The 25,025-nt window shown below is 69.0% G+C and carries 24 protein-coding genes; 10 read left to right on the top strand and 14 right to left on the bottom strand.

Annotated elements, in window-relative coordinates; translation table 11 throughout:
• Positions 1–47 precede the first annotated feature (47 nt).
• Genes ACFQ4G_RS14045 through truA form a run of 3 tightly spaced genes read left to right on the top strand, consistent with a single transcriptional unit; the run spans position 48 to position 2,326 of the window.
• Positions 48–566, top strand: coding sequence for a peptide deformylase (locus tag ACFQ4G_RS14045; protein WP_238203857.1), 519 nt, complete (start codon positions 48–50; stop codon positions 564–566).
• Positions 567–594: 28 nt separating this feature from the next.
• Positions 595–1,524: a methionyl-tRNA formyltransferase gene (gene fmt / locus ACFQ4G_RS14050; RefSeq protein WP_238203854.1), complete on the top strand. Its 930-nt coding sequence runs from the start codon at positions 595–597 to the stop codon at positions 1,522–1,524.
• Between the two features lie 25 nt (positions 1,525–1,549).
• Positions 1,550–2,326 carry a tRNA pseudouridine(38-40) synthase TruA gene (gene truA, locus ACFQ4G_RS14055; RefSeq protein WP_238203852.1) on the top strand — a complete coding sequence of 259 codons (777 nt, stop codon included), beginning with the start codon at positions 1,550–1,552 and terminating at the stop codon, positions 2,324–2,326.
• On the opposite strand, the gene dapE is transcribed toward truA, so the two are convergent.
• Positions 2,293–3,495, bottom strand: a complete 1,203-nt coding sequence (gene dapE / locus ACFQ4G_RS14060) for a succinyl-diaminopimelate desuccinylase (protein ID WP_238203844.1) — start codon at positions 3,493–3,495, stop codon at positions 2,293–2,295. The two genes, truA and dapE, sit on opposite strands and share 34 nt — an antisense overlap.
• Before the next feature lie 112 nt (positions 3,496–3,607).
• On the opposite strand from dapE, the gene ACFQ4G_RS14065 reads away from it, so the two are divergent.
• Positions 3,608–4,384 carry a HesA/MoeB/ThiF family protein gene (locus tag ACFQ4G_RS14065; RefSeq protein WP_238203834.1) on the top strand — a complete coding sequence of 259 codons (777 nt, stop codon included), beginning with the start codon at positions 3,608–3,610 and terminating at the stop codon, positions 4,382–4,384.
• 230 nt (positions 4,385–4,614) lie between these two features.
• Here the strand turns inward: ACFQ4G_RS14065 and ACFQ4G_RS14070 are convergent, their stop codons facing one another.
• The 12 genes from ACFQ4G_RS14070 to ACFQ4G_RS14125 form a co-directional block, all read right to left on the bottom strand.
• A complete protein-coding gene (locus ACFQ4G_RS14070; protein WP_238203832.1) occupies positions 4,615–4,818 on the bottom strand; it encodes a hypothetical protein in 204 nt (67 codons plus the stop codon).
• 63 nt (positions 4,819–4,881) lie between these two features.
• A complete protein-coding gene (locus ACFQ4G_RS14075) occupies positions 4,882–5,913 on the bottom strand; it encodes a formate dehydrogenase subunit gamma (RefSeq protein WP_238203830.1) in 1,032 nt (343 codons plus the stop codon).
• A 45-nt stretch (positions 5,914–5,958) separates the two neighbouring features.
• The gene (gene fdh3B / locus ACFQ4G_RS14080; RefSeq protein ID WP_238203818.1) at positions 5,959–6,555 is read right to left on the bottom strand and encodes a formate dehydrogenase FDH3 subunit beta; all 597 of its coding nucleotides are present in this window, start codon (positions 6,553–6,555) and stop codon (positions 5,959–5,961) included.
• Positions 6,556–6,567: 12 nt separating this feature from the next.
• Complete coding sequence (locus tag ACFQ4G_RS14085; RefSeq protein WP_238203816.1) at positions 6,568–9,510, bottom strand: formate dehydrogenase subunit alpha; 2,943 nt, start codon at positions 9,508–9,510, stop codon at positions 6,568–6,570.
• A 7-nt stretch (positions 9,511–9,517) separates the two neighbouring features.
• Positions 9,518–9,742, bottom strand: coding sequence for a formate dehydrogenase (locus tag ACFQ4G_RS14090; protein ID WP_238203807.1), 225 nt, complete (start codon positions 9,740–9,742; stop codon positions 9,518–9,520).
• A gap of 44 nt (positions 9,743–9,786) precedes the next feature.
• The gene (locus tag ACFQ4G_RS14095; RefSeq protein ID WP_238203805.1) at positions 9,787–10,434 is read right to left on the bottom strand and encodes a TorD/DmsD family molecular chaperone; all 648 of its coding nucleotides are present in this window, start codon (positions 10,432–10,434) and stop codon (positions 9,787–9,789) included.
• Between the two features lie 95 nt (positions 10,435–10,529).
• A complete protein-coding gene (locus ACFQ4G_RS14100; protein ID WP_238203803.1) occupies positions 10,530–11,177 on the bottom strand; it encodes a DUF3306 domain-containing protein in 648 nt (215 codons plus the stop codon).
• Positions 11,174–11,719 carry a DUF3305 domain-containing protein gene (locus tag ACFQ4G_RS14105; protein WP_238203801.1) on the bottom strand — a complete coding sequence of 182 codons (546 nt, stop codon included), beginning with the start codon at positions 11,717–11,719 and terminating at the stop codon, positions 11,174–11,176. Before ACFQ4G_RS14105 ends, ACFQ4G_RS14100 begins: the two co-directional genes overlap by 4 nt.
• A complete protein-coding gene (locus ACFQ4G_RS14110) occupies positions 11,716–12,726 on the bottom strand; it encodes a DUF6352 family protein (protein ID WP_238203799.1) in 1,011 nt (336 codons plus the stop codon). The genes ACFQ4G_RS14105 and ACFQ4G_RS14110 overlap by 4 nt, the downstream gene beginning before the upstream one ends.
• Entirely contained in the window at positions 12,723–13,301 is a 579-nt protein-coding gene (locus ACFQ4G_RS14115; RefSeq protein ID WP_238203797.1) for a DUF6505 family protein, read from the bottom strand. The genes ACFQ4G_RS14110 and ACFQ4G_RS14115 overlap by 4 nt, the downstream gene beginning before the upstream one ends.
• Positions 13,302–13,457: 156 nt before the next feature.
• Positions 13,458–14,771, bottom strand: a complete 1,314-nt coding sequence (locus tag ACFQ4G_RS14120; protein ID WP_238203795.1) for an OprO/OprP family phosphate-selective porin — start codon at positions 14,769–14,771, stop codon at positions 13,458–13,460.
• 77 nt (positions 14,772–14,848) lie between these two features.
• The gene (locus ACFQ4G_RS14125) at positions 14,849–15,586 is read right to left on the bottom strand and encodes a biotin/lipoate--protein ligase family protein (protein ID WP_238203793.1); all 738 of its coding nucleotides are present in this window, start codon (positions 15,584–15,586) and stop codon (positions 14,849–14,851) included.
• 129 nt (positions 15,587–15,715) lie between these two features.
• On the opposite strand from ACFQ4G_RS14125, the gene ACFQ4G_RS14130 reads away from it, so the two are divergent.
• Positions 15,716–17,758, top strand: coding sequence for a 4Fe-4S binding protein (locus ACFQ4G_RS14130; RefSeq protein ID WP_238203785.1), 2,043 nt, complete (start codon positions 15,716–15,718; stop codon positions 17,756–17,758).
• Between the two features lie 12 nt (positions 17,759–17,770).
• Here the strand turns inward: ACFQ4G_RS14130 and ACFQ4G_RS14135 are convergent, their stop codons facing one another.
• Positions 17,771–19,051 carry a c-type cytochrome gene (locus ACFQ4G_RS14135; protein WP_238203958.1) on the bottom strand — a complete coding sequence of 427 codons (1,281 nt, stop codon included), beginning with the start codon at positions 19,049–19,051 and terminating at the stop codon, positions 17,771–17,773.
• 196 nt (positions 19,052–19,247) lie between these two features.
• On the opposite strand from ACFQ4G_RS14135, the gene ACFQ4G_RS14140 reads away from it, so the two are divergent.
• From ACFQ4G_RS14140 to ACFQ4G_RS14160, 5 genes are all read left to right on the top strand, one after another.
• Complete coding sequence (locus ACFQ4G_RS14140) at positions 19,248–20,345, top strand: molybdopterin-binding protein (protein ID WP_238203783.1); 1,098 nt, start codon at positions 19,248–19,250, stop codon at positions 20,343–20,345.
• Entirely contained in the window at positions 20,342–22,336 is a 1,995-nt protein-coding gene (locus ACFQ4G_RS14145; protein WP_238203782.1) for a molybdopterin biosynthesis protein, read from the top strand. The genes ACFQ4G_RS14140 and ACFQ4G_RS14145 overlap by 4 nt, the downstream gene beginning before the upstream one ends.
• A gap of 11 nt (positions 22,337–22,347) precedes the next feature.
• Complete coding sequence (gene mobB, locus ACFQ4G_RS14150; protein WP_238203956.1) at positions 22,348–22,887, top strand: molybdopterin-guanine dinucleotide biosynthesis protein B; 540 nt, start codon at positions 22,348–22,350, stop codon at positions 22,885–22,887.
• Positions 22,871–24,124 carry a molybdopterin molybdotransferase MoeA gene (locus tag ACFQ4G_RS14155; RefSeq protein WP_238203780.1) on the top strand — a complete coding sequence of 418 codons (1,254 nt, stop codon included), beginning with the start codon at positions 22,871–22,873 and terminating at the stop codon, positions 24,122–24,124. The genes mobB and ACFQ4G_RS14155 overlap by 17 nt, the downstream gene beginning before the upstream one ends.
• A gap of 167 nt (positions 24,125–24,291) precedes the next feature.
• Positions 24,292–24,993 carry a TerC family protein gene (locus tag ACFQ4G_RS14160; protein WP_238203778.1) on the top strand — a complete coding sequence of 234 codons (702 nt, stop codon included), beginning with the start codon at positions 24,292–24,294 and terminating at the stop codon, positions 24,991–24,993.
• The last annotated feature ends 32 nt before the right edge of the window (positions 24,994–25,025 follow it).

The raw sequence follows: 25,025 nt of genomic DNA on the forward strand, positions 1-25,025 counted from the left end.
CAAACTGGGAGGCCGGGCACCTTCCATCCGACAGACCTGGCCACGTCATGACCATCCGCCCCCTCGTCATCCTGCCGGACGCACGCCTGCGCCAGATGTCGACCCCCGTCGGCGCCATCGACAGCGAAATCCGCACCCTCGTCGCCGACATGCTGGAAACGATGTACGACGCCCCCGGCGTCGGCTTGGCCGCGATTCAGGTTGGCGTCCCGAGGCGCGTGGTCACGATCGACACGTCGAAGGACGAGAACGACCGGCAGCCGCAGGTCTTCCTCGACCCGGAGATCGTGTGGGCCTCGGAGGAGAAGCGCGTCTATGACGAGGGCTGCCTGTCGATCCCGGAATTTTACGGCGAGGTCGAGCGGCCGGACCGGGTCCGCGTGCGCTTCCGCGACCTCACCGGCGAGACCCGCGAGATCGACGCGGACGGATTGCTGGCCACCTGCATCCAGCACGAGATCGACCATCTCGACGGGGTGCTGTTCATCGACCACCTGTCGAAGCTGAAGCGCGACCGGGTGATCAAGAAATTCGTCAAGGCGGCCAAGCGCGGCGAGGACGCCTGATCCCGTCCAGACACGGAGAGTACGCGCGATGAGGCTCGTCTTCATGGGGACGCCCGACTTCGCCGTCGCCACTCTGGCGCGCCTGGCGGAGGACGGCCACGACATCGCCGCCGTCTATACCCGCGCGCCGGCACGGTCCGGGCGCGGCATGGCGCTGAGGCCGTCGCCCGTCCACGCCCTGGCGGACAGGCTCGGCGCGCCGGTCCTCACGCCCGCGACCCTGAAGACGCCGGAGGCCCTTGCCGAATTTCGGTCGCATGCCTGCGACGTCGCCTTGGTGGTGGCCTACGGGATGCTGCTGCCGCAGGCGATCCTCGACGTGCCGCGCCATGGCTGCCTGAACCTCCACGCCTCGCTGCTGCCCCGCTGGCGCGGCGCGGCGCCGATCCAGCGCGCGGTGATGGCGGGCGATGCCTTCAGCGGCGTCGGCATCATGCGCATGGAAGCCGGGCTCGATACCGGCCCTGTCGCCTTGGAGGCGAAGCTGGCGATCGCGCCCGGCATGAGCGGCGGCGACCTCCACGACGCGCTGATGCCGATCGGTGCCGCGCTGATGAGCGAGGCTTTGGCCGAGCTGGAGAATGAGGGGCTGACCCTCGTGCCGCAGGCCGAGGACGGCGTGGTCTATGCGCACAAGATCACCAACGAGGAGGCCCGCATCGACTGGGGAAAGCCGGCGATCGAGGTGGCCAACCACATCAACGGACTCTCGCCCTTTCCCGGCGCCTTCTTCGAGGCCGATCTCGGCAAGGGCGCGGAGCGGGTGAAAGTGCTGCGCGCCCTCCCGTCGATCGGCGCGGGCGAGCCGGGCACCTTGCTCGATGCGGACGGGACCGTGGCCTGCGGCGAGGGCGCGGTGCATCTCACGGAACTCCGCCGGGCCGGCAAGGGCGGCATCGCCACCGGGGCCGACTTCGTCCGCGGCGCCCATCTTCCCCGCGGCACGCGTTTCCCGTGAGCCATGCCGCAAGGAGGCGAGGCTGATGCCCCGCTACAAGCTCGTCATCGAGTATGACGGTGCCCCGTTCTGCGGATGGCAGAGGCAGGCCGAAGACCCCACCGTCCAGGGCGCCATCGAGGACGCGGTGAAACGCTTCTCGGGCGAGGATGCGCGCCTGACCTGTGCCGGCCGCACCGATGCCGGCGTCCACGCCATCCATCAGGTCGCCCATCTCGACCTGACGAAAGAATGGCGCACGGACACGGTGCGCGACGCCCTCAACGCCCATCTGCGCCCGCTTCCGGTCGCCATCGTCGGCGCGGAGCGGGTCGGTCCCGGCTTCGATGCGCGCCATTCCGCCATCCGCCGGCATTACCGCTACCGCATCTTCAACCGGCGCAGCCCGCCGGCACTGACCCGCGCTCATGTCTGGCACGTGCCCTGGCCCCTCGATGCCGAAGCGATGCACGAGGCCGCCCAGGGCCTGCTCGGCCGGCACGACTTCACCGCCTTTCGCGCCGCCGAGTGCCAGGCCAACAGCCCCGTCCGCACCCTCGAACAGCTCGACGTGGCGCGCGTTACGATGGGTCTGTTCGAGGAGATCGTGATCTCGACCTCGGCGCGCTCGTTCCTGCACCATCAGGTCCGCGCCATGGCCGGCACGCTGATGATGGCCGGATGCGGCCGTTTCAGCATCGCCGACGTGGCCGACATCCTCGCGAGCCGCGACCGTGCCCGCTGCGGGCCGATGGCCCCGGCCCAGGGGCTCACCTTCGTGGGGGTGGATTACCTCCCCGAGGGCGAGCGCCCGGAGAAATAGGCGGCCAGCACCCGCGCGTAGATCGCGGTGAGCCGGTCGAGATCGGCCACGGCCACGCATTCGTCGGTCTGGTGCATGGTCTCGCCCACGAGGCCGAACTCGATGACCGGACAGGCATCCTTGATGAAGCGGGCGTCCGAGGTGCCGCCCGTGGTGGAGAGGACCGGGCGACGCCCGGTCTCGGCCTCGATCGCCTCGACGACGAGATCGGTGAAGGCGTCGGGCGCGGTGAGGAAGGCCGGCGAGTTCGAGGGCTGGAGGTCGAGGGTGAACCGAACCGCATTGCCGGCCGCCATCTCCAGGCGCCGCCGGATCTCGCCCCCCAGACTCTCGGCGGTCCAGCCCTCGTTGAAGCGGATGTTGAAGGTGGCGCGCGCCTCCGCCGGGATGACGTTGGTGGCGGGATTGCCGACATCGATGGTGGTGAATTCGAGATTCGACGCGTCGAAATGCGCGGTCCCGCCGTCGAGGGGCCGATCGAGGAGCGCGGAGGCGAGGCGCAGCAGGCCGGGGATGGGGTTCTCCGCCTTGTGCGGATAGGCGACGTGGCCCTGTCGTCCGTGGACGACGAGCTTGCCGGTGAGCGAGCCGCGCCGGCCGATCTTGATCATCTCGCCAAGAGCCGACGGATTGGTCGGCTCGCCGAGGAGGCAATGGTCGAAGCGTTCGCCGCGCGCCCCGGCCCAATCGAGGAGCTTCACCGTGCCATTGACGGCCGGCCCCTCCTCGTCGCCGGTGATGAGGAATCCGAGGGAGCCGGAAAAGTCCCCTCCCCGCTCGGCGACGAAGGCAAGGGCGGCCGACAGCATGCAGGCGATCCCGCCCTTCATGTCGACGGCGCCCCGGCCGTAGAGCATCCCGTCCGACACCGCTCCCTCGAATGGCCCATGGCGCCAAGCGTCGGCGGCGCCCGGCGGGACGACGTCGGTATGGCCGGCAAAGAGCAGGTAGGGCGCGCCTGACCCGATCCGGGCATAGAGATTGTCGATGTCCGGCGTGCCGGGCTCCGAGAAGCACGGGCGCTCGACGGCGAAGCCCGCCGCCTCCAGCACGCCGCCGAGCCATTGCAGGGCGCCGCCCTCCTCCGGCGTCACCGACGGGCAGCGGATGAGCGCCTGAGCCAGAGCGAGGGGCGAGCGGTCGGCGATATCGGGAGAGGACACGGGCATCGTCTCGGCGGGGTGGGACGTTTCAGCGTCGCGCATAGGCCGCGATGCCCGGTGACGCAAATACAGGTGCCTCGGCCTTCCGATGCCCTGCGGCAGGGGCTATCTCAGGGCCATGGCCTTCTCCAGCGACGAAGTCGAACGCTACGCCCGCCACCTCGTCCTGCGCGAGGTCGGAGGGCCCGGACAGGCGCGGCTGAAAGCGGCCCGCGTGCTGGTGATCGGTGCGGGCGGTCTCGGCGCACCGCTGATCCAGTATCTCGCGGCGGCCGGCATCGGCACGATCGGCATCGTCGATGACGATACGGTGTCGCTGTCGAACCTGCAGAGGCAGGTCATCCATGGCACACCGGATATCGGCCGGCCGAAGGTCGACAGCGCCGTCGACGCCGTGGCCCGGCTCAACCCGCATGTGCGCATCGAAGCGCATCGTATGAGGATCACGGCTGAGAACGCGGTCGCCTTGGCGGGTGAGTACGACGTGGTGGCCGATGGCTCGGACAATTTCGCGACCCGCTACGCGGTGTCGGACGCCTGCTTTCACGCGAAGCGTCCGCTGGTGACGGCGGCCCTCGGGCAGTTCGACGGCACGCTGACGACGATCCGGGCCCATGAGACCGGCCCGGACGGCCGCCCGAACCCGACCTATCGCTGCCTGTTCCCGAACCCGCCGCCGCCCGGCAGCGTGCCCGCCTGCGCCGAGGCCGGCGTGCTCGGGGCGCTCGCCGGCGTGATGGGATCGCTGATGGCGATGGAGGTGATCCGCACGGTGGCGGATTTCGGCGAGCCGCTGGTGGGGCGTCTGCTCATGGTCGACGCACGCTCGATGCGCTTCGAGACACTCGGTTATGGCTGGGACGAAGCGAACCCGCTGAATGGCACGGGCATCTGAGCCAAGGACGGTGATCTCGCGCACCGGCCTCCCCGAACGGGTGAAGCGAAGCGGAACCCGATCCAGGGCCTAGCAAAAGAAGCCGCGCAGCGCCTGCGCTTCGTCACCCACGCTATCGAGCCGCTGTCGCCGCACGTCCTGCCATGGATCCCGGCTCACCTTCCGCTGACGCTGCAGATGTCCGGGAAAGCGGCGGGCTTTGCGTTTGGCGGTTGGCGTGAGGAAATCCGTCAGGACTTCGACGGCTTCTCCGGCTCGGGCGTCACGCCGTTCCATTTCGGCCCGACGAGGTTGCTGTGGCCGGCCGGGTCCGAGACCCGCGCGCCCGAGGTCGCGAAGGCCTGATAGGCGAAGCGCTGCTGCTCGTTGAGGACCGTGGCGGCCAGCGTGCCGATGGCGACGGCGACGATCAGGGCGATGATGAAGGCTTTCATGGACGTCGTCCGATCGTTCGAGAAATGCCGGCGGAAGCCGTCGATGCCGGAGGATGTCCGACCTTATTCGGCCGGAACCTGATGGGGGCTGATCCGGGAATCGTTCCTTGTCTTCGCCTGTTCCTTCGCCACCCAGAGATCGTGGTGGTCCTTCGCCCAGCCGAGATCCACCTGCCCGCTGCCCATGGCGTCGTAGGCGCCCTCCATACCCAGCGTGCCGATATAGATGTGCGCAAGGATGCCGGCGATGAAGGCGACGCCGATCAGCGAGTGGACCACCTGCATCACCTGCATCCCGGTGATGTCGGTGAGCGCGAAGGGGAAGATCATCATCAGCCCGGTGATGCTCATGGCTGAGCCGAAGCCCACCACCATCCAGAACACCATCTTCTGACCGGCATTGAAGCGCTCCGCATGCGGGTGGCCCTTGCCGAGGAAGCCTCCGCCGGCCTTGATCCACTGCCAGTCGATCCGGTTGGGGATGTTGTCCTTGATCCACAGGACCAACATCAGCGCGACGCCGATCATGAACGGCCACGCGAGATAGATATGGCTGTACTTGGCGTATTGCGAGATGACGCCGAAGGCGTCGGCGCCGATCAGGGGCATGAGCAGGCGCTTGCCGAAGATGTAGTTCAGTCCCGACAGGGACAGAATGATGAAGCAGCTCGACGTCATCCAGTGGGTGAAGCGCTCGAACCCGCCGAAGCGCAGGATCGTCTTGCCCGAATCCGCATTCGGCTCGAGCCTGATCCGCCCGCGCCACAGGTAGAAGGCACCGAGCAGGGCGATGATCCCCAGCACGGCCAAAGCGCCGATCCAGGGCAGCCAGCTCTCCCGAAAGGCCCGATAATCACGGCCGGCCGGCTGGATCAGGTTGGCCGCCTTGTGATCGGGGATGCTGATGCGGCCGGTGATCTTGGGGTCCTGCTTGAACAGGAATTCCTCGTTCACCGACTCCGCCGTGGGGTTCTGCCCGGTCGGGTTCAGGCCGTCCTTCGTCTGCTGGGCAAGCGCAGGCGACAGCGCGCCGACGCTCACGGTGAGCGCGGCTGCCGCGACGAGGGTCCTGAAGAGCGTTGGTCCGCGCCGCATCGGCGTTGTCCTTCCAAAGTCGTCCGCTGACTGGCTGTCCGTCGCTCAGATGGCGACGGTTTCGCGATAGGCGGTCTTCCAACCCCAGGCGCCCGAGCCGTAGCCGCGCTTGATCACGCGCTGCTTGTAGATCTCGGCGATCATCTCGCCGTCACCGGCGAGCAGCGCCTTGGTCGAGCACATCTCGGCGCAGAGCGGCAGTTTTCCTTCGGCGAGGCGGTTCGAGCCGTACTTCTCGTACTCGATTGTCGAGAGGTCTGGCTCGGGTCCGCCGGCGCAGTAGGTGCACTTGTCCATCTTGCCGCGCGAACCGAAATTCCCGACCTTCGGATATTGCGGCGCGCCGAACGGGCAGGCGTAGAAGCAGTAGCCGCAGCCGATGCAGATGTCCTTCGAATGGAGGACCACCGCGTCGGCCGTGGTGTAGAAGCAGTTCACCGGGCACACCGCCGCGCAGGGCGCGTCGGTGCAGTGCATGCAGGCCATGGAGACCGAGCGCTCGCCGGGCTTGCCGTCATTGAGCGTGACGACGCGCCGGCGGTTGATGCCCCACGGCACCTCGTGCTCGTTCTTGCAGGCGGTGACGCAGGCGTTGCACTCGATGCAGCGGTCCGCGTCGCAGAGGAATTTCATGCGAGCCATGGCGATTGTTCCTCAAACGGCCCGGATCTGACACAGGGTACACTTCGTCTCCTGCATGCCCGTCACAGGATCGAAGCCGTAGGTCGTGGTGTTGTTGGAGCTCTCGCCCAGCACCACGGGGTCGGTGCCGTGCGGATAGAACTTCCGCATGTCGTCGCCCTGGTACCAGCCGGAGAAGTGGAACGGCATGAAGGCGACGCCCTTGCCGACCCGGTCCGTCACCAGCGCCTTCACCTTAGCCTTGGCGTTGTTCTCGGGGCCCGAGACCCAGACGAACTGACCGTCCTTGATGCCGCGATCGGTGGCGTCGCCGGTATTGATCTCGACGAACATGTCCTGCTGCAGCTCGGCGAGCCACGGGTTCGACCGCGTCTCCTCGCCGCCACCCTCGTATTCGACCAGACGGCCGGAGGTGAGGATGATCGGGAAGTCCTTGGCGATGCCCCGGTCGACCGCCGCCTTCTGTACCGAGAAGCCGATATTCGGCATGCGCAGCTGCCGCTCGTCCGGCCGCGTCGGGTACTTGGCGACGAGGTCGGGACGGGGGGTGTAGATCGGCTCGCGATGCACCGGCACGGGGTCGGGCAGGTTCCAGGCATTCGCCCGTGCCTTGCCGTTGCCGTAGGGCGTCACGCCGTGGTCGAGGCAGACGCGCTGGATGCCGCCCGACAGGTCGGTGGCCCAGCTGACGGCGTCGATATTGGTGCCGCCGGTCTTGGTGATGCTCGCCATCTCCTCGGCGGTGAGATCCTTGTCCCAGCCGAGCTTCTTGAACACCGCCATGGTGAATTCGGGATAGCCGTCGGTGAGATCCGATCCCTTGGCGTAAGAGTCCTCGGCGAGCAGGGTCACGCCGTTGCGCTCGGTGCCGAAGCGCGCCCGGAAGGTGCCGCCGCCTTCCTTGATGTGGAGGTTGGTGTTGTAGAGGATGTGGGTGCCCGGATGCTTGAGCTCGGGCTTGCCCCAGCACGGCCAGGGCAGGCCGTAATAATCGCCGCCGACTTCCGGATCGTCCTTGGGCGCACGCAGGGTCACGAGGTCGAACTTGGCCTGATTGCGCATATGCGCCTTCAGCCGCTCCGGGCTCTGGCCGCAATAGCCGGTGGACCAGCCGCCGCGGTTGATCTCGCGCAGGATGTCCTCGGCCTCCGGCACGTTGTTGGCGACCTTGATGTTCTTGAACATCTTGTCGGCGAGGCCGAGCTTGTTCGCCAGGCGGTAGATCACCTCGTAATCGTTCTTCGATTCGAAGGCCGGCTTGACGATCTGTTCGCCCCACTGGATCGAGCGGTTCGACGCCGTCCGGCTGCCGTCCATCTCGAGCGAGGTGCAGATCGGCAGCAGGTAAGTGTTATCGCGTCGCGCATCGAGGGCCGCGAAGGTGGTGGGATGCGGGTCCGCCACCACGAGGAGGTCGAGCTTGGTTAGCCCCTTCACCGCCTCGGGCAGGCGGGTGACGGTGTTGCCGCCATGGCCGAACACCATCATCGCCTTGATGCCGGTGCGCTGGTCGACCTGCTCTTCGGGCAGGTTCACGCCGTCGAACCACCGGGTCGAGGTGATGCCCGGCGCTTCCATGCTCTCCTTGCGGGTGCGCGCCTTGCGGCCGGCCTTGGCCGGAACCTCGTCGAAACGGGATTGCAGCCAATCGTATTCCACGTCCCAGACGCGGGCCCAATGCTTCCAGGCACCTTCGACGAGGCCGTAATAGAGCGGCAGCGACGTCACATCGAGGCCCATATCGGTGGCCCCCTGGACGTTGGTGTGGCCGCGGAAGATGTTGGCGCCGGTGCCCGGCTTGCCGACGTTTCCGGTGGCGAGACAGAGGATGCAGAGCGCGCGGACGTTGGCGGTGCCCACGGTGTGCTGGGTCGCGCCCATGCACCAGATCAGGGTCGCGGGCTTCTCCTTGGCGAACTTCTCGGCCACGCGCCGCAGCTGCTCACCCGGCACGCCGGAGACGCGTTCCACCTCCTCGGGGTTCCACTTGGCGACTTCCTTGCGGACGTCGTCCATGGCGTAGACGCGCTGGCTGATAAATTCCTTGTCCTCCCAGCCGTTCTCGAACACGTGCCAGAGTATGCCCCAGACCACCGGGATGTCGGTGCCGGAGCGGATGCGGACGTAGTCGGTGGCATGCGCCGCCGTCCGCGTGAAGCGCGGATCGATGACGATCATGTTCGCGCGGTTGATCTCCTTGCCGGAGAGCACGTGCTGGAGCGAGACCGGATGCGCCTCGGCGGGGTTGCCGCCGAGGATGATCATCGTCTTGGCGTTGCGGATGTCGTTGTAGGAATTGGTCTGGGCGCCGTAGCCCCAGGTATTGGCGACGCCGGCCACCGTGGTCGAGTGGCAGATGCGGGCCTGGTGATCGACGGAGTTGGTGCCCCAGAACGCGCCGAACTTCCGGAAGATGTAGGCCGCCTCGTTGGTGAATTTGGCCGAGCCGAGCCAGTAGACCGAATCCGGGCCGTACTTGTCGCGCAGGCCGGTGATCTTGTCGCCGATCTCGTCGATCGCCTGATCCCACGAGATGCGGGTCCATTGCCCGTCGACCATCTTCATCGGGTATTTCAGGCGGCGGTCGCTGGACACGAGCTCGCGGATCGCGGCGCCCTTGGCGCAATGCGTGCCCCGGTTGATCGGGCTGGTGAAGGACGGCTCCTGGCCGACCCACACGCCGTTGACCACCTCGGCCGTCACCGTACAGCCCACCGAACAATGGGTGCAGATGTTCTTCTTCACCGTCACTTCGGAGCCGATCGCGGAAGCTCCCGCGGCCTCGGCCTTGCGCACCGAGCCGAGCTGGATCGCGCCGGCCGCGGCGAGGCCTCCGGCGACGAGTCCCGAATTGCGCAGGAACGCGCGGCGATCGAGCGCCCTCGGCGTCTCGCCGATGGTGATGGTCTGGCGGTTGTTGCGGCCAGGGCCGCCGGTCTTGCGCTTGATCAGCATGGCGCCCTCAATTCTTCTTCAGGGTCTCGTAGCCGTTGGTCCGGTAGAATGCCTTGACGTGGTCGGACTCGCGGTAACGAGCCTTCGTCTCCTCGGTGCCCGGATCATAGGCCTGGGCGGGCGTCGCGATCATCGGCTGGGCCGTGATCGCGGCGGCGGCCGCCACCGATCCGCCGCCGAGGGCGCGAAAGAAATGGCGCCGCCCCATTTCGTCTTTCCGGTCGTCCCGCATGTCCGTCACTCCTGACTGCGACAGATGTCCCATTGACCCTTGCCTCACGCGTCGAGCGCGTAGGCCTGGGTCTCGATTCCGATGAAAGCCCGTCCGAGGTCGCCCACGGCACGGTAGAAAGACGAACGCGAAGTGCCCGCCACGTCGTCGAACAAACGCGCGACCCAGGGCTGAAGATGCCGTTCGAAGAACGCGCGATCGGCGCCGGGCCCGGTATCGAACCGTTCCGAGACGAGGCCGGCCATGGTCTCGAGCAGCATCGCCACATGATCCTCAGGCTCGCTCATCCGGCCGCTCGCCTCGATACCGAGCCGGGCCAGATCCTCGCGGATCCGGGCCAGGGGCCGCTCGTTGAGGAAGCCGGTGAGATAGTAGGAGGCATGCGGCACGATCTCGCCGCGTCCGACGCCGACGAAGAGGTCGAAATACTCGCGTCCGACCTTGGCCGGATCGGCCCCGGCAGCTTCGCGCGCCAGTGCGGAGCACGCTCTGCCGAGGGGGCTCTCGTCGCCACTCGACCCTGCCAGGATCGAGAGGACGTCGTCGGAGGGTGCCCGGCCGGTCAGGGCCGCGAGGAGATCGTAGAGATGGGCGCGCAGGAGATCGACATCGTCGGCGACCCGTGCCGTCACGCCGGGCGCGCCGGAAGCGGCCTCGGCCTCCACCTCGCGCAACACCTCTACCGAACGCATCTCATCCCTCACGCCGCGACCGATCGCGGACGAAGTGTATTCACTTCCCCCACCATAGCTCGGAACGGGATGTCCGCAATCTAGTTTTTAACCGCTCAAAGCGGGACGGCACCGCCATGTCGTCGCGGTCTCGTCACTGTGGCCTCCTCGGGCGACCGTCGCGGCTCCGCCAGCGCGGGGTTCGGCAGTGATTCCTGCGCCGCCGCGAACTCGGGATCCGGGTCCACGCCATTGGCCTCGGCGTCCTCGTTCGCGGCCGACGTCACGGTTTCCGCTTCGCCCAACTCCTGCTCGGCGACCGCCGGTTCCGACGTGTCCTCCGGGGCCGGTGTACCGTCGAAGATATCGCGGAGCATCGCCTTGATGTCGTCCGTGGGCAGGAGCGGTCCGTTTCCCGGCACACCGCCGACCGCGTTCCAGTCATAGGCGTATTCCCGCGCCTCGCTGACATAGTCGCGGATATCGGTGTCGACCGACCACATCCGGCGCAACGCCGCCTTGCGCATCAGCAGCGGCACGCCCGCGCGCAGGAACTGCGTCAGGTCGGTCGCGGCGGTCAGGCTGTCCACGGACGGCAGCTTGGCGAGCTCTTCCGGGGACAAGAGATCGCTCTCGTCCACCGCATCGGAGGGCGATGCATCTTCCACCTGCGGCGCTTCGGCCGGAACGGCGACGGGCGCGGTGTCCCGCACGAGGGCACGCTTGCGCTTCGACCAGCGCGAGAGGAAATCGCCGCCTCTCATCCCTCGTCCTCCCGTCTGCGCGCCGCTCGTCCCTGCCGGGCGAGCGCTTCGGGATCGGCCCGGTCGCGCTTGCGCTTGTGGAAAACCTGTTCGACGTGGAAGGCTTCGAAGAAGGCCAGCACCCTGGCCTGGATCTCGGCCGGCATCGGCACGGCCTCGACGACCTCGCCGATCCCCTCCGCCATCGATTCACCCTCGTAAGGGTCCGCCGTCACCTTCGCGACCTCATAGCTGGCATCCGCCGCCTGACGCAGGGCGACCCAGAGCGAGGGCCGGCCCGAGACCAGGTTGTCGCGATAATGCGACGTCTCGGCCGGATGCAGCGAGACCTCGAAAGCACCGGCATAGAAGGTCTCTTCCTCCGGCGTCGCCGAAAGAATTGTCCACGGCGCGGTGGTGGGGATCGCGGGCAGCGCCGAGATCGGCAGCCAGGCATGGCTCGCCCAACGGCTCTTCAGGGTCCGTTTGGCGACGATGATCCCGACCTCAAACCGATCGTCCGGCACCGGCTTCGCATCGTCCGTCCGTTCGGTCTCCGTCATGCGGCCTCCGCTCCGGCGGCGATGGGCAGTCCCGCCACGAGGTTCTGGGGTTTCAGGGAAAGGCGTTTGTCGGAATCCATCGCCATCAGGAGATAGACCGGACGACCGGCCACGCGCGGGTCGATCCGCCGGTCGTCGGCGAAGGTCATGCGGAACAAAGCGAGGATGCGACTGCGGTTGGCCTCGTCCAGCTCCTCGCCGTTCCAGAGCGCGTTGCCGATCCGGGTCGCCTGCGCGTCGAGGCCGACGAACCAGCGCCAGTCCGGATCCTCCATCGCTGGGATCGGCTCGACCGTCGCCTCGACATGGAGGAGGTGGCGCGTCCAGGCCTCAGTGGCACGGGCGAGGCCGTCGCGGCTCTTCGGGTTGCCGCCGAGGTTGAGCGCCATGGTGAAGGCGTCCGAGCGGCTCCAATAGGTCCAGGCGGTCTCGTCGGTGAGGACGTCGAGTTCGTTGGCCGCTTCCTTGCCGAGCATGGCGACGAGGGGCGATTGCGCGGCGCCGGTCTCGCGCGCCTCGATCACCTCGGCATCGGCGAGGAGCGCCATGCCGTCCACGAAGGAGACGCGCTGGGGCCGGAAGAAGAGCTCGCCCGCGCGCAGGGTGTAGGGGTCGTCGCATCCCTCCAGCGCGTTGCGCAGGATGAGATGCGCCAGCTGGTTGAGGAAGATCGGCGGGGTGCCGTTCAGGCCCGTCCGAACGAGGTCGAGATAGGCCGCCTCCACCGAATGCGCGGCGGTGAGCCGGTCTCGGAAAGCGAGCATCATCGTCCAGTTCTCGCGCGCATCGGCATCCGCCATCGCCGCGATCTCGCCGGGGGAGACCGACCGGCGCGGCGCCGTCACGAGGCTGCGGTGGAGCGCGCGCTCGGCCATGCAGGCCTCCTCGGGCGGCACCAGCTCGGGCCTGGCGAGATAGGCGAGGATCAGTTCGTCGGTGACGGCGAGGCCGCCGCCCTCGGTGCGCCCGGCGAGGTGGTGGCCGCTCGAGACCCAGAACTCGGTCATCGTCCTTCGCCTTTCGATGAGGGAGCGGTCGCCATGCCGATGAGATCCGCCCGCTCCTCGGGCTCCTCGTCGGTCTCGACGAAGCTGAAGGCCCGCGCATGGGCGTGGAGCTTGTCGGCTCCCGCCATACCGGGGCTGCGCTGGTGCAGGGTGCGGAACGCCTCGCGGATCTCGCCGTCCTCGAAGGTCCTGTGCAGGGCGATCACGCTGCCGATGGCCGGCTGGCACAGGGAGGCGGCGAACTCGATCTCCTCCGCCGCCGCGACACGGGCCACATCCAGGCTCGGCGCGCCCAGGCGCTCGCAGAGATGGCGCGCGAGGTCCTCGACCGCCGCGTCCCGCTCGACCGGCGTCGCCTCGCTGACGACGACGAGGGTGGAGAACCCAAGGGATGTCACGCCGAGGAAACCCGATCGGAACGCCGTCCGCGCCTTGCCATCGAGCAACGGGACATCGGCGTCCCAGAAGAGGAAGGATCCGGTCACCGCCCATTCGCCCGGCTCGGCGGCCTGCGCGAACACGAAGGTGTCCGAAGGATCGAGGCGGATCGTGCGTGGAAGCTTGAGACTGCTCATCGACCCTTCCCAAGTCTCATCCCAAGACCTTTCCAAAGACGCATCCCGTCGCCCGTCCACGACTTCGTTTCCCGGGCCACGGCGACGACCATGGCGTTCAAGGCAGGTATCTGGTGCCGGACGGCGGGAATTGCTCGCGGAAAGGACGACACGGATTCACCAGTACAGCTGGAACCGGCCGATGAACGTATCCGCATCGATGGTGCGGCCGTTCCGGAGCGCCGAGGGTGAGGTGTGCGACCGGACGTAATCGGCAATGATCCGGATGTTGGTGTCGGGATACCACGACAGACCCACCGTCCCGTCCTGCTCGATGCCGCCCCTCACCTCGCCATCGTCGAGATCGATGGCGGAGAAGCGCAGGCCGAGTTCGAATACCCCGATGCCTCCGCGCGTGATGCGCTGGGCTTCCGCGACCTTGACGCCTCCGAAGACCGCATAGCTCGTGCCGTTGAAGTCGGGGGCCATGCGATAGGCCCGGTTGTCGCCGTTCAGTACCCAGCTCGCCTGAACGTACCCGCCCTGGAAGTGCAACGGCTGACCGGCGCCGAATCGGCCGATATCGGTCCGGGTAAATTCGGCGCTCACCAGCAACGGCCCGGAGCGATAGGCGAGTTCCGCGCCGATCCGGGCGATGCTGGCGGCGTCGCGGAGATCGTCGGTATCGACGAAGCTGCGGGTGAAGAGGAAGGCCTCCGAACGGCTGGAGAGCGAGAGCGGGTTCTCGTTCCGGTGCAGGCTGCGGAAACTGCCGGCGAGGCCGAGATGCAGGGTCTGCTTGTCATCGTCGATGGGCGCATAGGTGACGCGGCTGGTCGAGGCGATGCCCTCGCTGCCGATGCCGGTATTGGCGTTGCCGCCGAAGATTCCCGTGACGATGCTCCAGTCCTTGCCGTGCCGCCCGACGGCGAAGCCGACATTGCGCGCCGGCACGAAAGCGTCGGACAGGGCCCGTTCGGTGAACAGGATGCTGTTGTTGGAGGCGAGCTGGTCGAGCCCGAACGGCTCCCTCTGGTTGCCGACACTGAAGAGCATGTCCGGCACGCCGCGATAGACTATGACCGCATCGTTGATCGGCGTAGTCGGGTCGGCGAAATCGTACTGGAAGCCGATGCCGACATCTTTGCCGAGGCTCAAGCTCGTCTCGATCCAAGAGCGGCGCACGGCGAAATTGTCCGAGAACGGGTCGTCGAAACCCGATTGGCGGATGCCGGCTGCGCCGAAATCGAGATGTAGCCGCCCCCCGATGCGCAGCGTCGCGGCATCGTCGGGGAAGCGAAGAGTGATGCCCTTGTCGTCGATGGTCAGCCGCTCGCCATAGGGACCCGGCATACCGGTCGCCGCGATGGCCTCGCCCCTCGGCGCGTCCTCGGCGCGCAGACCGGCCGAGGCCGATAGGAGCCATGCCAGCGCGACGACGGAGAGGGCGCACGGGTTCGAAACCGCTCGTCTCCCGCGGGCGCGCTTCATGAGACCCGGCCAGCGGCGGGTTGCGGCGCCGATGGAAATTCCTCGTCCGATCCGACCCGTCTCGACGATGGCGCCGATCACAGGAGCGGCTCACCCGTGCGGGGGTCGCGCCAGGCCATCTTGGCGAGACCCGGAACGAGGGTGTGTCCCGCCCCGCCTTCCTCGATCAGATCGCCTCTCGGATCGAGCCTCGCGTCCGGACCTACATCGGCGAGGCGGGTCAGATAGCGTCGCCCGATCGCCTCGAACCCGTCCTCCTCCCAGAGGGCGAAAGCCTTCGTCAGGTGCCGCGCGAAGCTCTCGACGACGCGTCCATGGCCTTCTTCCAGCGCGAAGCCTTCGTTCTCGAGGGATGTCGAATCCGGCGTCAGGCCGGGATCGCCGGCCTCGGCCTTCGAGGCGATGACCAGAGCGGAGAAGACGAGCCATTCCGGAACGTCGTCCTCGCTGCAGGCCGCGGGCCAGCCGAGACGCCCCCCGCCGAGGCGCGCGCCGTCGAAGCGGATCGTGTCGGGCCAGTCGACCATCACCGGAATTTCGGGAGGGGCATGCGCCCCCAGGGCCTCGGCGAAGGCGACCATCCCGGCGAAGAACGCGCGGCGCGCGGTGGAAAGGGGCTCGTCCGGCGACAGGACCACGGCGAGATCGAGAAGGGCGGCGTTGCGGCGCCAGACCAGCAGGCCGGTCGCGTCATCGGCCGCGGCCGACCGGCAGGCCTCGTCGAACGCGCTATCGGCGCCGTCCGAGACCCGGAGGGAAAAGGCCGGCGGCAATGCGAGTGAGGAATGGGTGAGGTGGTCGGGGCTCGGCACCATGCCTGTCGGTTCTGCCTGCGCCCGTATGTCGGGTCCTAGTTTCGATCGATTATAGTATACAAGGTACCATATCGAGCGCGAAGGGGACCGATGTCCTCCGGGGTGTGACCAAAAGTTCGGGGTGTGGCTGTGTCCGATCGGATCGTGATCGCGTGCTCGTGCGAGGGGACCGTCGCCCTCGACGGAACAGCGATCGGCAAGGCGTGCGGCGGACGTCTCGAGACCGCCGAGCAGTTGTGCGGGCGCGAGGTCGGGCGGTTCGAGGAGGCGCTGGCCGGGAACGTGCCGATCACCGTTTCCTGCACCCTGCAGGCGCCGCTCTTCACCGATATCGCTGCGGCATCCGGGGCCGAAGCGCGCGTGGCCTATGCCAATATCCGCGAGACTGCCGGCTGGTCCACGGACGCCGCCGGAGCCGCGCCGAAGATCGCCGCCCTGCTCGCCGCCGCTGCGGAGGTGCAGCCGGCACCGGGCAGCGTGGCGATGATCAGCCAGGGCGTCGCCCTGATCTACGGCGGGGACGAGATCGCGATCGAAGCAGGGCGCCGGCTCGCCGACCATCTCGACGTGACGGTGCTGTTGAGCCGTCCGCGCGACGTTCCGGTGCCGCGCAGGCACGAATTCCCGGTGCTCCAGGGCGATGTCGTGTCGGCCGGCGGGCATCTGGGCGCCTTCTCCCTGCGCATCGACGATTATGCGTTGCCGAGCCCGTCCTCGCGCCGGTCGCTCGCATTCGGGCCGTCGCGGAACGGCGCGACCTCCACCTGCGACGTCGTCCTCGACCTGACAGGCGGAACGCCGCTGTTTTCCGCGCACGACCTGCGCAGCGGCTATGTCCGCGCCGACCCTCGCGACCCGGCCGCGGTGGAGCGGGCGATCTTCACGATCTCCCACCTCGTCGGCGAATTCGAGAAGGCGCGCTTCGTCGATTTCCAGGCCGATCTCTGCGCCCATTCCCGCTCGCGCATCACCGGCTGCACGCGCTGCCTCGACGTCTGTCCCACCGGCGCGATCTCGCCCGCCGGCGACCACGTGGCGATCGACCCCTATATCTGCGCCGGTTGCGGCTCCTGCGCCTCGGTCTGCCCGACCGGAGCGGCCGCCTATGCCCTTCCAGCCGCCGATGCCCTGATGCGCCGCCTGCGGACCCTGATGCTGGCCTACCATCGGGCCGGCGGCCGCGACGGCGTGGTGCTGTTCCACGACGCCGAGCATGGCGAACCGCTGATCGAGGCGCTGGCCCGCTACGGCGACGGACTCCCTGCCAACGTGCTGCCGGTGGCGGTCAACGAGGTGACGCAGCTCGGCCCGGAAGCGGCCGCCGCCCTCCTCGCCTACGGCGCCGCGGGCATCCGCCTCCTCGTCCGCGAGCGACCTCATCACGACATTGCCGCCCTGCGCCGGATGGCGCTTCTGGCGGATACGCTCGCCGGTGCGCTCGGCTACGGTTCGGCCGACGGTACGCCCGTGGTCTCGCTGATCGAGACCGACGATCCGGACATCCTGGGCCTTGCCCTCTCCTCAGGCGGCCTCGGCACCCCTTCCCCGGTTCCGGCCGCCTTCATGCCGGCGGGCCCCAAGCGCAACGTGCTGCAATTCGCCTTCCGCGAGATGCATGTGGCCGCCCCCGCACCGGTCGCCCTGGTTCCGCTGGAGGCGGGAGCGCCCTTCGGCGGGCTCGAATTCCGGACCGAGGCCTGCACCCTGTGCCTCGCCTGCGTCGGCACCTGCCCGACCCATGCCCTCAGCGACAGCCAGGAAAAGCCGCTCCTCGCCTTCGAGGAAAGCCTCTGCGTGCAATGCGGCCTCTGCGCCGCCACCTGCCCGGAGGACGTCATCACCCTGAAACCGCAGGTGGATTTCGACGCCTGGAGCCAGCCGCGCCGCATCGTCAAGGAGGAGGAGCCGTTCGACTGCGTCGCCTGCGGCAAGCCCTTCGGCACCCGCAGCACCATCGAGCGGGTCATCGAGAAGCTCCAGGGCCGGCACTGGATGTTCAGGGGGAGCGCGGGCGAGGCCCGCATCCGCAGCCTGATGATGTGCGACACCTGCCGCGTGGAGACGGCGGTGAACGAGGCCTTCGACCCGCACACGATCCCCGAACGCGCGAAGCCGCTCACGTCGGAGGATTACTTCCGGGCTCGGGAATCGCGGGGCGATGGCGGGGTCTGAACCCCGCCGCCGTCATTGCGTCCGCGTCGCCTTCTCCAGGAATCGAACCAGGGCGTCGCGATCCTCGGCGTTGGTGATGGTCTGCTCGGGCATCTTGGTGCCGGGCGTGTAGCGCGAGGGGCCGACCTCGAACAGCTTCGCGATGGTCCGCGCATCCCAGACGATGTCGAGCTTCTTGAGCGGTTCGGAGAAGTTGTAGCCGGCGGCGGTGGCGATGCGCCGGCCGAAGATTCCGCTCAGGGTCGGGCCGGCGCGGTTGCCGTCCTCCGGCGTCAGGGTGTGGCAGGCGACGCAGGCGCGGAACACCTCAGCACCATGGTCGCCCTTGTAGGCGGCCAGCGAATCGGCCGGCCGCGCCATGGCCAGCGGCCCGATCGGCTCACCGGTCTTCGCGTCCCAGCGGCGGACCAGCCTGTCGCCGCCCCCCGTGAGCAACTCGCGTCCGTCCGGCCGGAAGGCGAGTGACCAGACCGGCAGCCCGGGCCCGACGAGGCTGAACGCCACCGTGGCGGTCGCCCGGTCGATCATCGCGACGGTGCCCGCCACGGTGGCGGCGGCCACCCGCCGGCCATCCGGCGACGATGCGAGGCCGATGACGGGGTTGGTGCCCAGATCCACCGATGCGCGCAGCGTTCCCTCCTCGGACAGGAACCGGACGACGCTGTCGGCCCCGGCGGCGGCGATCTCGCCGTCTCCCGCCACGATCACGCCGTTGACCGGCGAGGGCAGCTGGACGATGCGCGGCGGGCCTTCTGAGTCGGAGACCGGCCAGATCCGCAGGGTCGCATCATAACCGCCCGTGACCGCCCGGCCATCGGCGAGGAAGGCGACGGCGTTGACGTTCCCGGCGTGCCCCTGCAGCACCCGCGCCGGCCCGCCATCGAGGGTCCGGATGCGCGCCGTCCCGTCCCACGACGCGGAGGCGAGGCGCATCCCGTCCGGCGAGACGGCCAGGGCCGCGATGGGGCCCGTATGGTCGGAGAAGATCTCCACCGGCTCGGGACGTCCCGTCTGCCAGAGGGCGATGCGTCCGTCCTCGCTCGCCGTGGCGAAGCGGCCGTCCGGCAGGGCGGCGACGGCGTTCACCGCGCCGTCGTGGAAGCGCAGGATTGCGAGCGCACTCCCCTGGTCGATCCCCCACAGGATCGCCGATTGATCGAACCCTCCAGAGATCGCGATGCGTCCATCTGGGGCGATGGCGAGGGCCCGGACCGGGCCGCCATGGCCCCGCAACTGGGCGGAGGCCGGAATGCCGATCGTCAGGGCGATCAGACCGGCGCAGACAAGGGCGATACGCCGGAAAGTCGGTCGAAGGACGTTTGGTCGATCCGAGAAACCGGGTGTCTGCACCGCGCCGCCGCTGTCCTGCTGCATCGACGGCCAGGATTAGCGAGGCCGCCGCCGGTTGTCTCCCCCGCGCGCCTCGCCCGGCAGGTCGGCGATGGCCGGGCTTGATCACCCGCCTGCGATGCCGCATCCGTCTGGGCTCATGTCGATCCGGTCCGCCACCTCGGCCTTGATGCCCCTCGACGAGGCCCTGGCGCGTCTCCTCGTCGCCGAGCCGGTGGGGCCGTCCGTCGTGGCGGTGCGGGAGGCCATCGGTCTGGTCTTGGCGGAGGACGTCGTCGCCGTCTCAGAGCATCCCGGCCGGCCGAGCGCCCGCCGGGACGGCTGGGCCGTGACCGTCGGAGACGTGACCGGCGCCTCCGTCTACGCGCCCGTGATCCTGCCCATGCCTCCCGCCTGGGTGGAGGATGGCGACGAAATGCCCTCCGGCACCGACACGGTGCTGACGCCGGACGCGCGCGATGCCGCGGGCGAGATCGTCGCGGATGCGGCCCCCGGTGACGGTGCCTCGCGCATCGGCCAGGAGATTGGGCGGGGAGACGTGCTGGCGCGAGCCGGCCGGCACCTGACACCTCTGGCTGCCCTGGCCCTCGACGCTGCTGGGATCGGCGAGGTCGCGATCCGCCGGCCGCGCATCCGGGTCGTCGGGATCGCGGACGGACCTTTGTCTCCGCTGGCCCGGGCGGTGGCCGGATGGACCATGGCCGCCGGAGCGCGCGTCGCATCGGCGCCGTCCGCCCGGGACCGGGATTCCATCGCCAGCGCGATAGCGGCCGAGGAGGCCGACGCCGTCTTCGTCGTCGGCGGGACCGGCTTCGGCCGGACGGATCACAGCGCCGGCGCCCTCGCGGCCATGGGCCGCCTCGACGTGCACGGGATCGCGCTGCGTCCGGGCGAAAGCGCGGGTTTCGGCTGGATCGGCACGGTTCCGGTCCTGCTGCTGCCCGGCCGTCCCGATGCCGCCCTCGCGGCCTTCCTCACGCTTGGGCGCCCGCTCCTGTCTCGCCTCACCGGTGCGATGGTGCAGCCGGGGCTCGACGCGTCTCTCACCCGAAAGATCTCCTCGACCATCGGCATGAGCGAGATCGTCTTCGTGCGCGTGGCGAGGGGGGGCGTCGAGCCGATCGGCGGCGCCGATCTGCCGCTGCGGCGGCTGATCCTCGCGGAGGGCGCGGTTCTGGTGCCGCCGGACAGGGAAGGCTATCCCGAGGGCGAGCACATCGAGATCGTACCGCTGTGAACCGCACCGAAGGACCTGAGGCGACGGAGGATTTCCTGGCGAGGCTGTCGCGCGCCGCGCGGCAGGAGCAGTTCCTCCATGTGGTGAGCCGGGACGAGGCCGCCGCGCGGTTTCGCGCCGCGATCCCGCATGCTGCGATGCTCGCGGAGACCGTGCCCCTCGCCGCCGCCCTCGGCCGCGTGCTCTCGGCCGACATCGCCTCGCCGATCGATGTGCCGCCCTTCGACCGGGCCCTGGTCGACGGTTTCGCGCTCCGCTCGTCGGACACGCTCGGCGCGAGCCAGGCCGAGCCGCGCCGCCTCGGTCTCAACCACGAGATCCTCGCCTGCGGCGTCGCCCCGCGACTGGCGGTGGCACCCGGCACGGCGACGGCCATCGCTACGGGAGGCGTGATCCCGCGCGGCGCCGATGCGGTGGTGATGGTGGAAGCCACGGAACTCGCGTCCGGCGACGGACCGCTGGCGATCGACCTCGACCGGGTCGCCTCCCCCGGCCAGTTCGTGGGCTATGCCGGTTCCGACATGGCGCGCGGCGAGACCGTTCTGCGCAGGGGCACCGTGATCAGCGCGCGGGAGATCGGCATGCTCGCCGCATGCGGCCTCGGCACGATCGAGGTGGTCCGCCGTCCCAGGGTCGCGGTCCTCTCCACCGGCGACGAGCTGGTGGCTCCGGGCGAGCCTCTGCCGGCGGCCGGCATCTACGATTCCAACGGCGCCATCGTCGCCGCCTCCGTCACCGAGAATGGCGGCGACCCGGTGCCCCTCGGCATCGTCGCGGATGACGAGCCCGCCCTCGAAGCGGCGATCCGCGGGGCGCTATCGGACTGCAACGTCGTCATTCTGTCGGGCGGCACCTCGAAAGGAGCCGGCGACGTCTCTCACCGCATCCTCGCGCGCCTCGGCGAGCCCGGCATCCTCGTCCACGGCGTCGCCCTGAAGCCTGGCAAGCCGCTCTGTCTCGCCAAGGCGCAGGGCAAGGCCATCGTCGTGCTGCCGGGATTTCCGACCTCGGCGATGTTCACCTTCCACGAATTCGTGGTGCCGCTGATCCGGGCCCTGGCCGGGCTTCCGCCGCGGGAGGAGGAGAGCGTCGATGCGGTGCTGCCCCAGCGCATGGCCTCCGAGCTGGGACGGATGGAATTCGTGATGGCCTCCCTCTCCCGGGGACGGGAGGCGCCGGTCGCGGTTCCCCTGTCCAAGGGATCCGGCTCGGTGACCGCCTTCTCGCAGGCCGACGGGTTCTTCGCGATTCCCGCCGCGCGGTCGGGGATCGAGGCGGGCGAGCGGGTGAGCCTCACCCGGATCGGCGCCCGCACGCGCGCCCCCGATCTCACCATCGTCGGGAGCCATTGCATCGGGCTCGACGCCATCGTCGGATTGCTGGCCGAGCGTGGTGTCCGGGCGCGCACCATCTGGGTCGGATCCTCCGGCGGCCTCGCCTCCCTGAAGCGGGGCGAATGCGACATCGCCTCGATGCATCTCCTCGATCCGAAGACCGGCCGCTACAATGCGCCCTTCCTCACGCCGGCATTGCGCCTCGCCAAGGGCTGGGGGCGGATGCAGGGCGTGGTGTTCCGCCCCGGCGACGGGCGGTTCGCGGGGCGGGACGCGGCCGAGGCGGTCTCGGCCCTGGTCCGCGACCCGGACGCGATCATGGTGAACCGCAACACCGGATCGGGAACGCGGCTCCTGATCGACGGGGTGCTGAACGGCGCCCGGCCGGCGGGGTTCTGGAACCAGCCGCGCTCGCACAACGCCGTCGCCGCCGCAGTGGCGCAGGGCCGGGCCGATTGGGGTGTCGCCATCGAGAGCGTCGCCCGTGCCTATGGCCTCGGCTTCCTGCCGCTCACGGACGAGCATTACGATTTCGCCTATGCCGAGGACCGGGCGCAGGAACCGGCCCTGGCCGCCTTCCTTTCCCTCCTCGCCGAGCCGGAGACGCGAGCGGCCCTGGCCGGGCTCGGCTTCGCGATCCGGGACACGACGCCATGACGGAGCGCGGGATGCGGGTGATCGGCCTCGCCGGCTGGAGCGGGGCGGGCAAGACGACGCTCCTCGCCAAGCTGATTCCCGCCCTGATCGAGCGCGGCTTCACTGTCTCGACCATCAAGCACGCGCATCATGCCTTCGACGTGGACCAGCCGGGCAAGGATTCGCACCGACATCGTCAGGCGGGCGCATCGGAAGTGCTGATCTCGTCCGCCGCCCGCTGGGTGCAGATGCACGAGGTGCGCGACGGCGCCGAGGCGACGCTCGCCGACCTGCTGCGCCGCCTCGGCCCCTGCGATCTCGTGCTGGTCGAGGGGTTCAAGCGCGAAGGACACCTGAAGCTCGAAGTCTACCGGGAAGCCAACGGTCGCCCTCCCCTCCACGAAGAGGATTCCGGCATCGTCGCCATCGCGAGCGACAGGGCGTTTCCCGATGCGGGCATTCCCGTCGTCGATCTCGACGATGTGGCGGCCATCGCCGATCTCGTCGCCTCCCTGGCGGAACCGATCGACGCCGTCCTGAACAGGGTCGAGGGCGATGGCACAGCTGACTGACGATTGCTTCGCCTTCGGCGGACACCTGATGAGCGTCGACGAGGCGCTGGCGCTCATCGCGGAACGGCTTCCCGTCCTCGCCGGGATCGAGACAGTGCCGCTTCTCGAGGCGGACGGGCGCATCGCCGCCGATGACGTCACAGCCGGCATCGACCTCCCGCCCTTCGACAATTCGGCCGTGGACGGCTACGCCGTGCGCCATTCCGACCTCGCCCCGGACGGTGAGACGCGGATGACGGTGGAAGGCCGGATCGCCGCCGGCGATGCGGGGCTCGATCTCGGCAGCGCGCCGCGGGCCTTGCGCGTCTTCACCGGCGCGAGGATGCCGGGGGGCGCCGACACGGTGTTCATGCAGGAGGATGTCGCGGCCGAGGGCACGGACGTGATCCTGCCCCCGGGCCTCAAGCGCGGAGCGAACCGCCGGCTCGCGGGTGAGGATGTCGCGCGCGGCCGCACGATCATCGGCGCCGGACGCCGCCTGACGCCCCAGGATCTCGCCCTCGCCGCCGCCACCGGGCACGCGTTGCTGCCCGTGCGCCGGCGCCTGAGAATCGCGGTGTTCTCCACCGGCGATGAACTGGCCGAGCCGGGCGCCTCCCTGCGAGAGGGAGCGATCCACGATTCCAACCGGGTGATGCTGGTCGCCATCCTGAAGCGCCTCGGCGCGGCGGTGAGCGATCTCGGCATCCTGCGCGACGACCGCGCCGTCCTCGCCGCGCGCCTCGCGGAGGCGGCGTTGGAACACGACCTCATCCTCACCTCCGGCGGCGTCTCCACCGGCGAGGAGGACCATGTGAAGCCGGCGGTAGAGAGCGTCGGCAGCCTCGTGTTCTGGCGCCTGGGCATCAAGCCCGGCCGACCGGTAGCGATGGGCATCGTGCAGGGCACGCCCTTCGTCGGTCTGCCCGGCAATCCCGTCGCGGTCTACGTGACCCTGCTCTTCGTCGTGCGGCCCCTGCTCGCACGCCTCGGCGGCGAAGACTTCGCCGCGCCGCTCGCCATCCCGGTCCGATCGTCCTTCGCCTACCGCAAGAAAGCCGGCCGCCGCGAATTCGTCCGCGTCAGCCTCCGGCGCGCGGCCGATGGCGGGTTAGAAGCGGTCAAGTTTCCCCGCGACGGAGCGGGACTCCTCACCTCGCTCACCGGCAGCGACGGGCTCGCGGCTCTCGGCGACGACGTGACCGGCATCGAGCCCGGCGACACGATCGAGGTTTTTCCGCACGGATTGCTGTTCTGAGGGAGAATCTCGCGGCTCGCCGCCGGAGAGCCTGACCGGAACTTGCATTGCGCAAGTCCAGGCACGATGTGCCCGAAACCATCCGATGCGGCGGGCCCGCCGCATCCGAGTCCGAGCCCCCCGCTCGCGCTCACCTCCTCGCACCTCCGACCTGATCGAAAGCGCCGATGGATTTCCTCGACTCGCACTTCCTCGTCTCGGTGCTGCAGATCGTCTGGATCGACCTGCTCCTCTCCGGCGACAATGCGGTCGTCATCGCCATGGCCTGCCGATCGCTGCCACCCGAGCAGCGCCGCACCGGAATCCTGCTCGGCGCCGGCACGGCGGTGGGCCTGCGCATCCTCTTCGCGGTGATCATCACCCATCTCCTGGCGGTGCCGTTCCTGCGGATCGGCGGTGGTCTGCTGCTGCTCTGGATCGCGGTGAAGCTGGCGCTGGGCGAGGAGGAGGATGGCCACGCGGTCGGCGACAGCAAGACCCTGTGGAAGGCGGTGCGGACCATCGCCATCGCCGATGCGGTGATGAGCCTCGACAATGTCGTCGCCATCGCCGCCGTCGCGAAGGGCGAGGTGTCGCTGTTCGTGTTCGGCCTGCTGCTGTCGATCCCCCTGATCGTGGCGGGGGCGTCCCTAATCACGACGCTGCTGAAGCGCTTCCCCGTCATCGTCTGGGCCGGCGCCGCGTTGCTTGGCTGGATCGCCGGCGAGATGATCGTCACCGATCCCTACGTCGCCGAGCACGTCGCTTCGGTGCCCCACGCGCACAACGTGGCGGCCGGCATCTGTGCCGTCCTGGTCGTCGTGGTGGCGTTCGTATGGAAGCGGGCCACTTCATCGACCGAACCGATGGCCGATCACGGCCGCCATTGAGGCTTCGCGCGAGGACGGAAGCGGCTTCCCGC

The organism is Methylobacterium marchantiae (assembly GCF_042679825.1).
Taxonomy (GTDB): Bacteria; Pseudomonadota; Alphaproteobacteria; order Rhizobiales; family Beijerinckiaceae; genus Methylobacterium; species Methylobacterium marchantiae.

What these genes read in the sequence shown, in the direction of transcription:
- ACFQ4G_RS14045 (WP_238203857.1), top strand. Translation starts at nt 48, where the DNA reads ATGACCATCCGCCCCCTCGTCATCCTGCCGGACGCACGCCTGCGCCAG.
- fmt (WP_238203854.1), top strand. Translation starts at nt 595, where the DNA reads ATGAGGCTCGTCTTCATGGGGACGCCCGACTTCGCCGTCGCCACTCTG.
- truA (WP_238203852.1), top strand. Translation starts at nt 1,550, where the DNA reads ATGCCCCGCTACAAGCTCGTCATCGAGTATGACGGTGCCCCGTTCTGC.
- dapE (WP_238203844.1), bottom strand. Translation starts at nt 3,495, where the DNA reads ATGCCCGTGTCCTCTCCCGATATCGCCGACCGCTCGCCCCTCGCTCTG.
- ACFQ4G_RS14065 (WP_238203834.1), top strand. Translation starts at nt 3,608, where the DNA reads ATGGCCTTCTCCAGCGACGAAGTCGAACGCTACGCCCGCCACCTCGTC.
- ACFQ4G_RS14070 (WP_238203832.1), bottom strand. Translation starts at nt 4,818, where the DNA reads ATGAAAGCCTTCATCATCGCCCTGATCGTCGCCGTCGCCATCGGCACG.
- ACFQ4G_RS14075 (WP_238203830.1), bottom strand. Translation starts at nt 5,913, where the DNA reads ATGCGGCGCGGACCAACGCTCTTCAGGACCCTCGTCGCGGCAGCCGCG.
- fdh3B (WP_238203818.1), bottom strand. Translation starts at nt 6,555, where the DNA reads ATGGCTCGCATGAAATTCCTCTGCGACGCGGACCGCTGCATCGAGTGC.
- ACFQ4G_RS14085 (WP_238203816.1), bottom strand. Translation starts at nt 9,510, where the DNA reads ATGCTGATCAAGCGCAAGACCGGCGGCCCTGGCCGCAACAACCGCCAG.
- ACFQ4G_RS14090 (WP_238203807.1), bottom strand. Translation starts at nt 9,742, where the DNA reads ATGCGGGACGACCGGAAAGACGAAATGGGGCGGCGCCATTTCTTTCGC.
- ACFQ4G_RS14095 (WP_238203805.1), bottom strand. Translation starts at nt 10,434, where the DNA reads ATGCGTTCGGTAGAGGTGTTGCGCGAGGTGGAGGCCGAGGCCGCTTCC.
- ACFQ4G_RS14100 (WP_238203803.1), bottom strand. Translation starts at nt 11,177, where the DNA reads ATGAGAGGCGGCGATTTCCTCTCGCGCTGGTCGAAGCGCAAGCGTGCC.
- ACFQ4G_RS14105 (WP_238203801.1), bottom strand. Translation starts at nt 11,719, where the DNA reads ATGACGGAGACCGAACGGACGGACGATGCGAAGCCGGTGCCGGACGAT.
- ACFQ4G_RS14110 (WP_238203799.1), bottom strand. Translation starts at nt 12,726, where the DNA reads ATGACCGAGTTCTGGGTCTCGAGCGGCCACCACCTCGCCGGGCGCACC.
- ACFQ4G_RS14115 (WP_238203797.1), bottom strand. Translation starts at nt 13,301, where the DNA reads ATGAGCAGTCTCAAGCTTCCACGCACGATCCGCCTCGATCCTTCGGAC.
- ACFQ4G_RS14120 (WP_238203795.1), bottom strand. Translation starts at nt 14,771, where the DNA reads ATGAAGCGCGCCCGCGGGAGACGAGCGGTTTCGAACCCGTGCGCCCTC.
- ACFQ4G_RS14125 (WP_238203793.1), bottom strand. Translation starts at nt 15,586, where the DNA reads ATGGTGCCGAGCCCCGACCACCTCACCCATTCCTCACTCGCATTGCCG.
- ACFQ4G_RS14140 (WP_238203783.1), top strand. Translation starts at nt 19,248, where the DNA reads ATGTCGATCCGGTCCGCCACCTCGGCCTTGATGCCCCTCGACGAGGCC.
- mobB (WP_238203956.1), top strand. Translation starts at nt 22,348, where the DNA reads ATGCGGGTGATCGGCCTCGCCGGCTGGAGCGGGGCGGGCAAGACGACG.
- ACFQ4G_RS14155 (WP_238203780.1), top strand. Translation starts at nt 22,871, where the DNA reads ATGGCACAGCTGACTGACGATTGCTTCGCCTTCGGCGGACACCTGATG.
- ACFQ4G_RS14160 (WP_238203778.1), top strand. Translation starts at nt 24,292, where the DNA reads ATGGATTTCCTCGACTCGCACTTCCTCGTCTCGGTGCTGCAGATCGTC.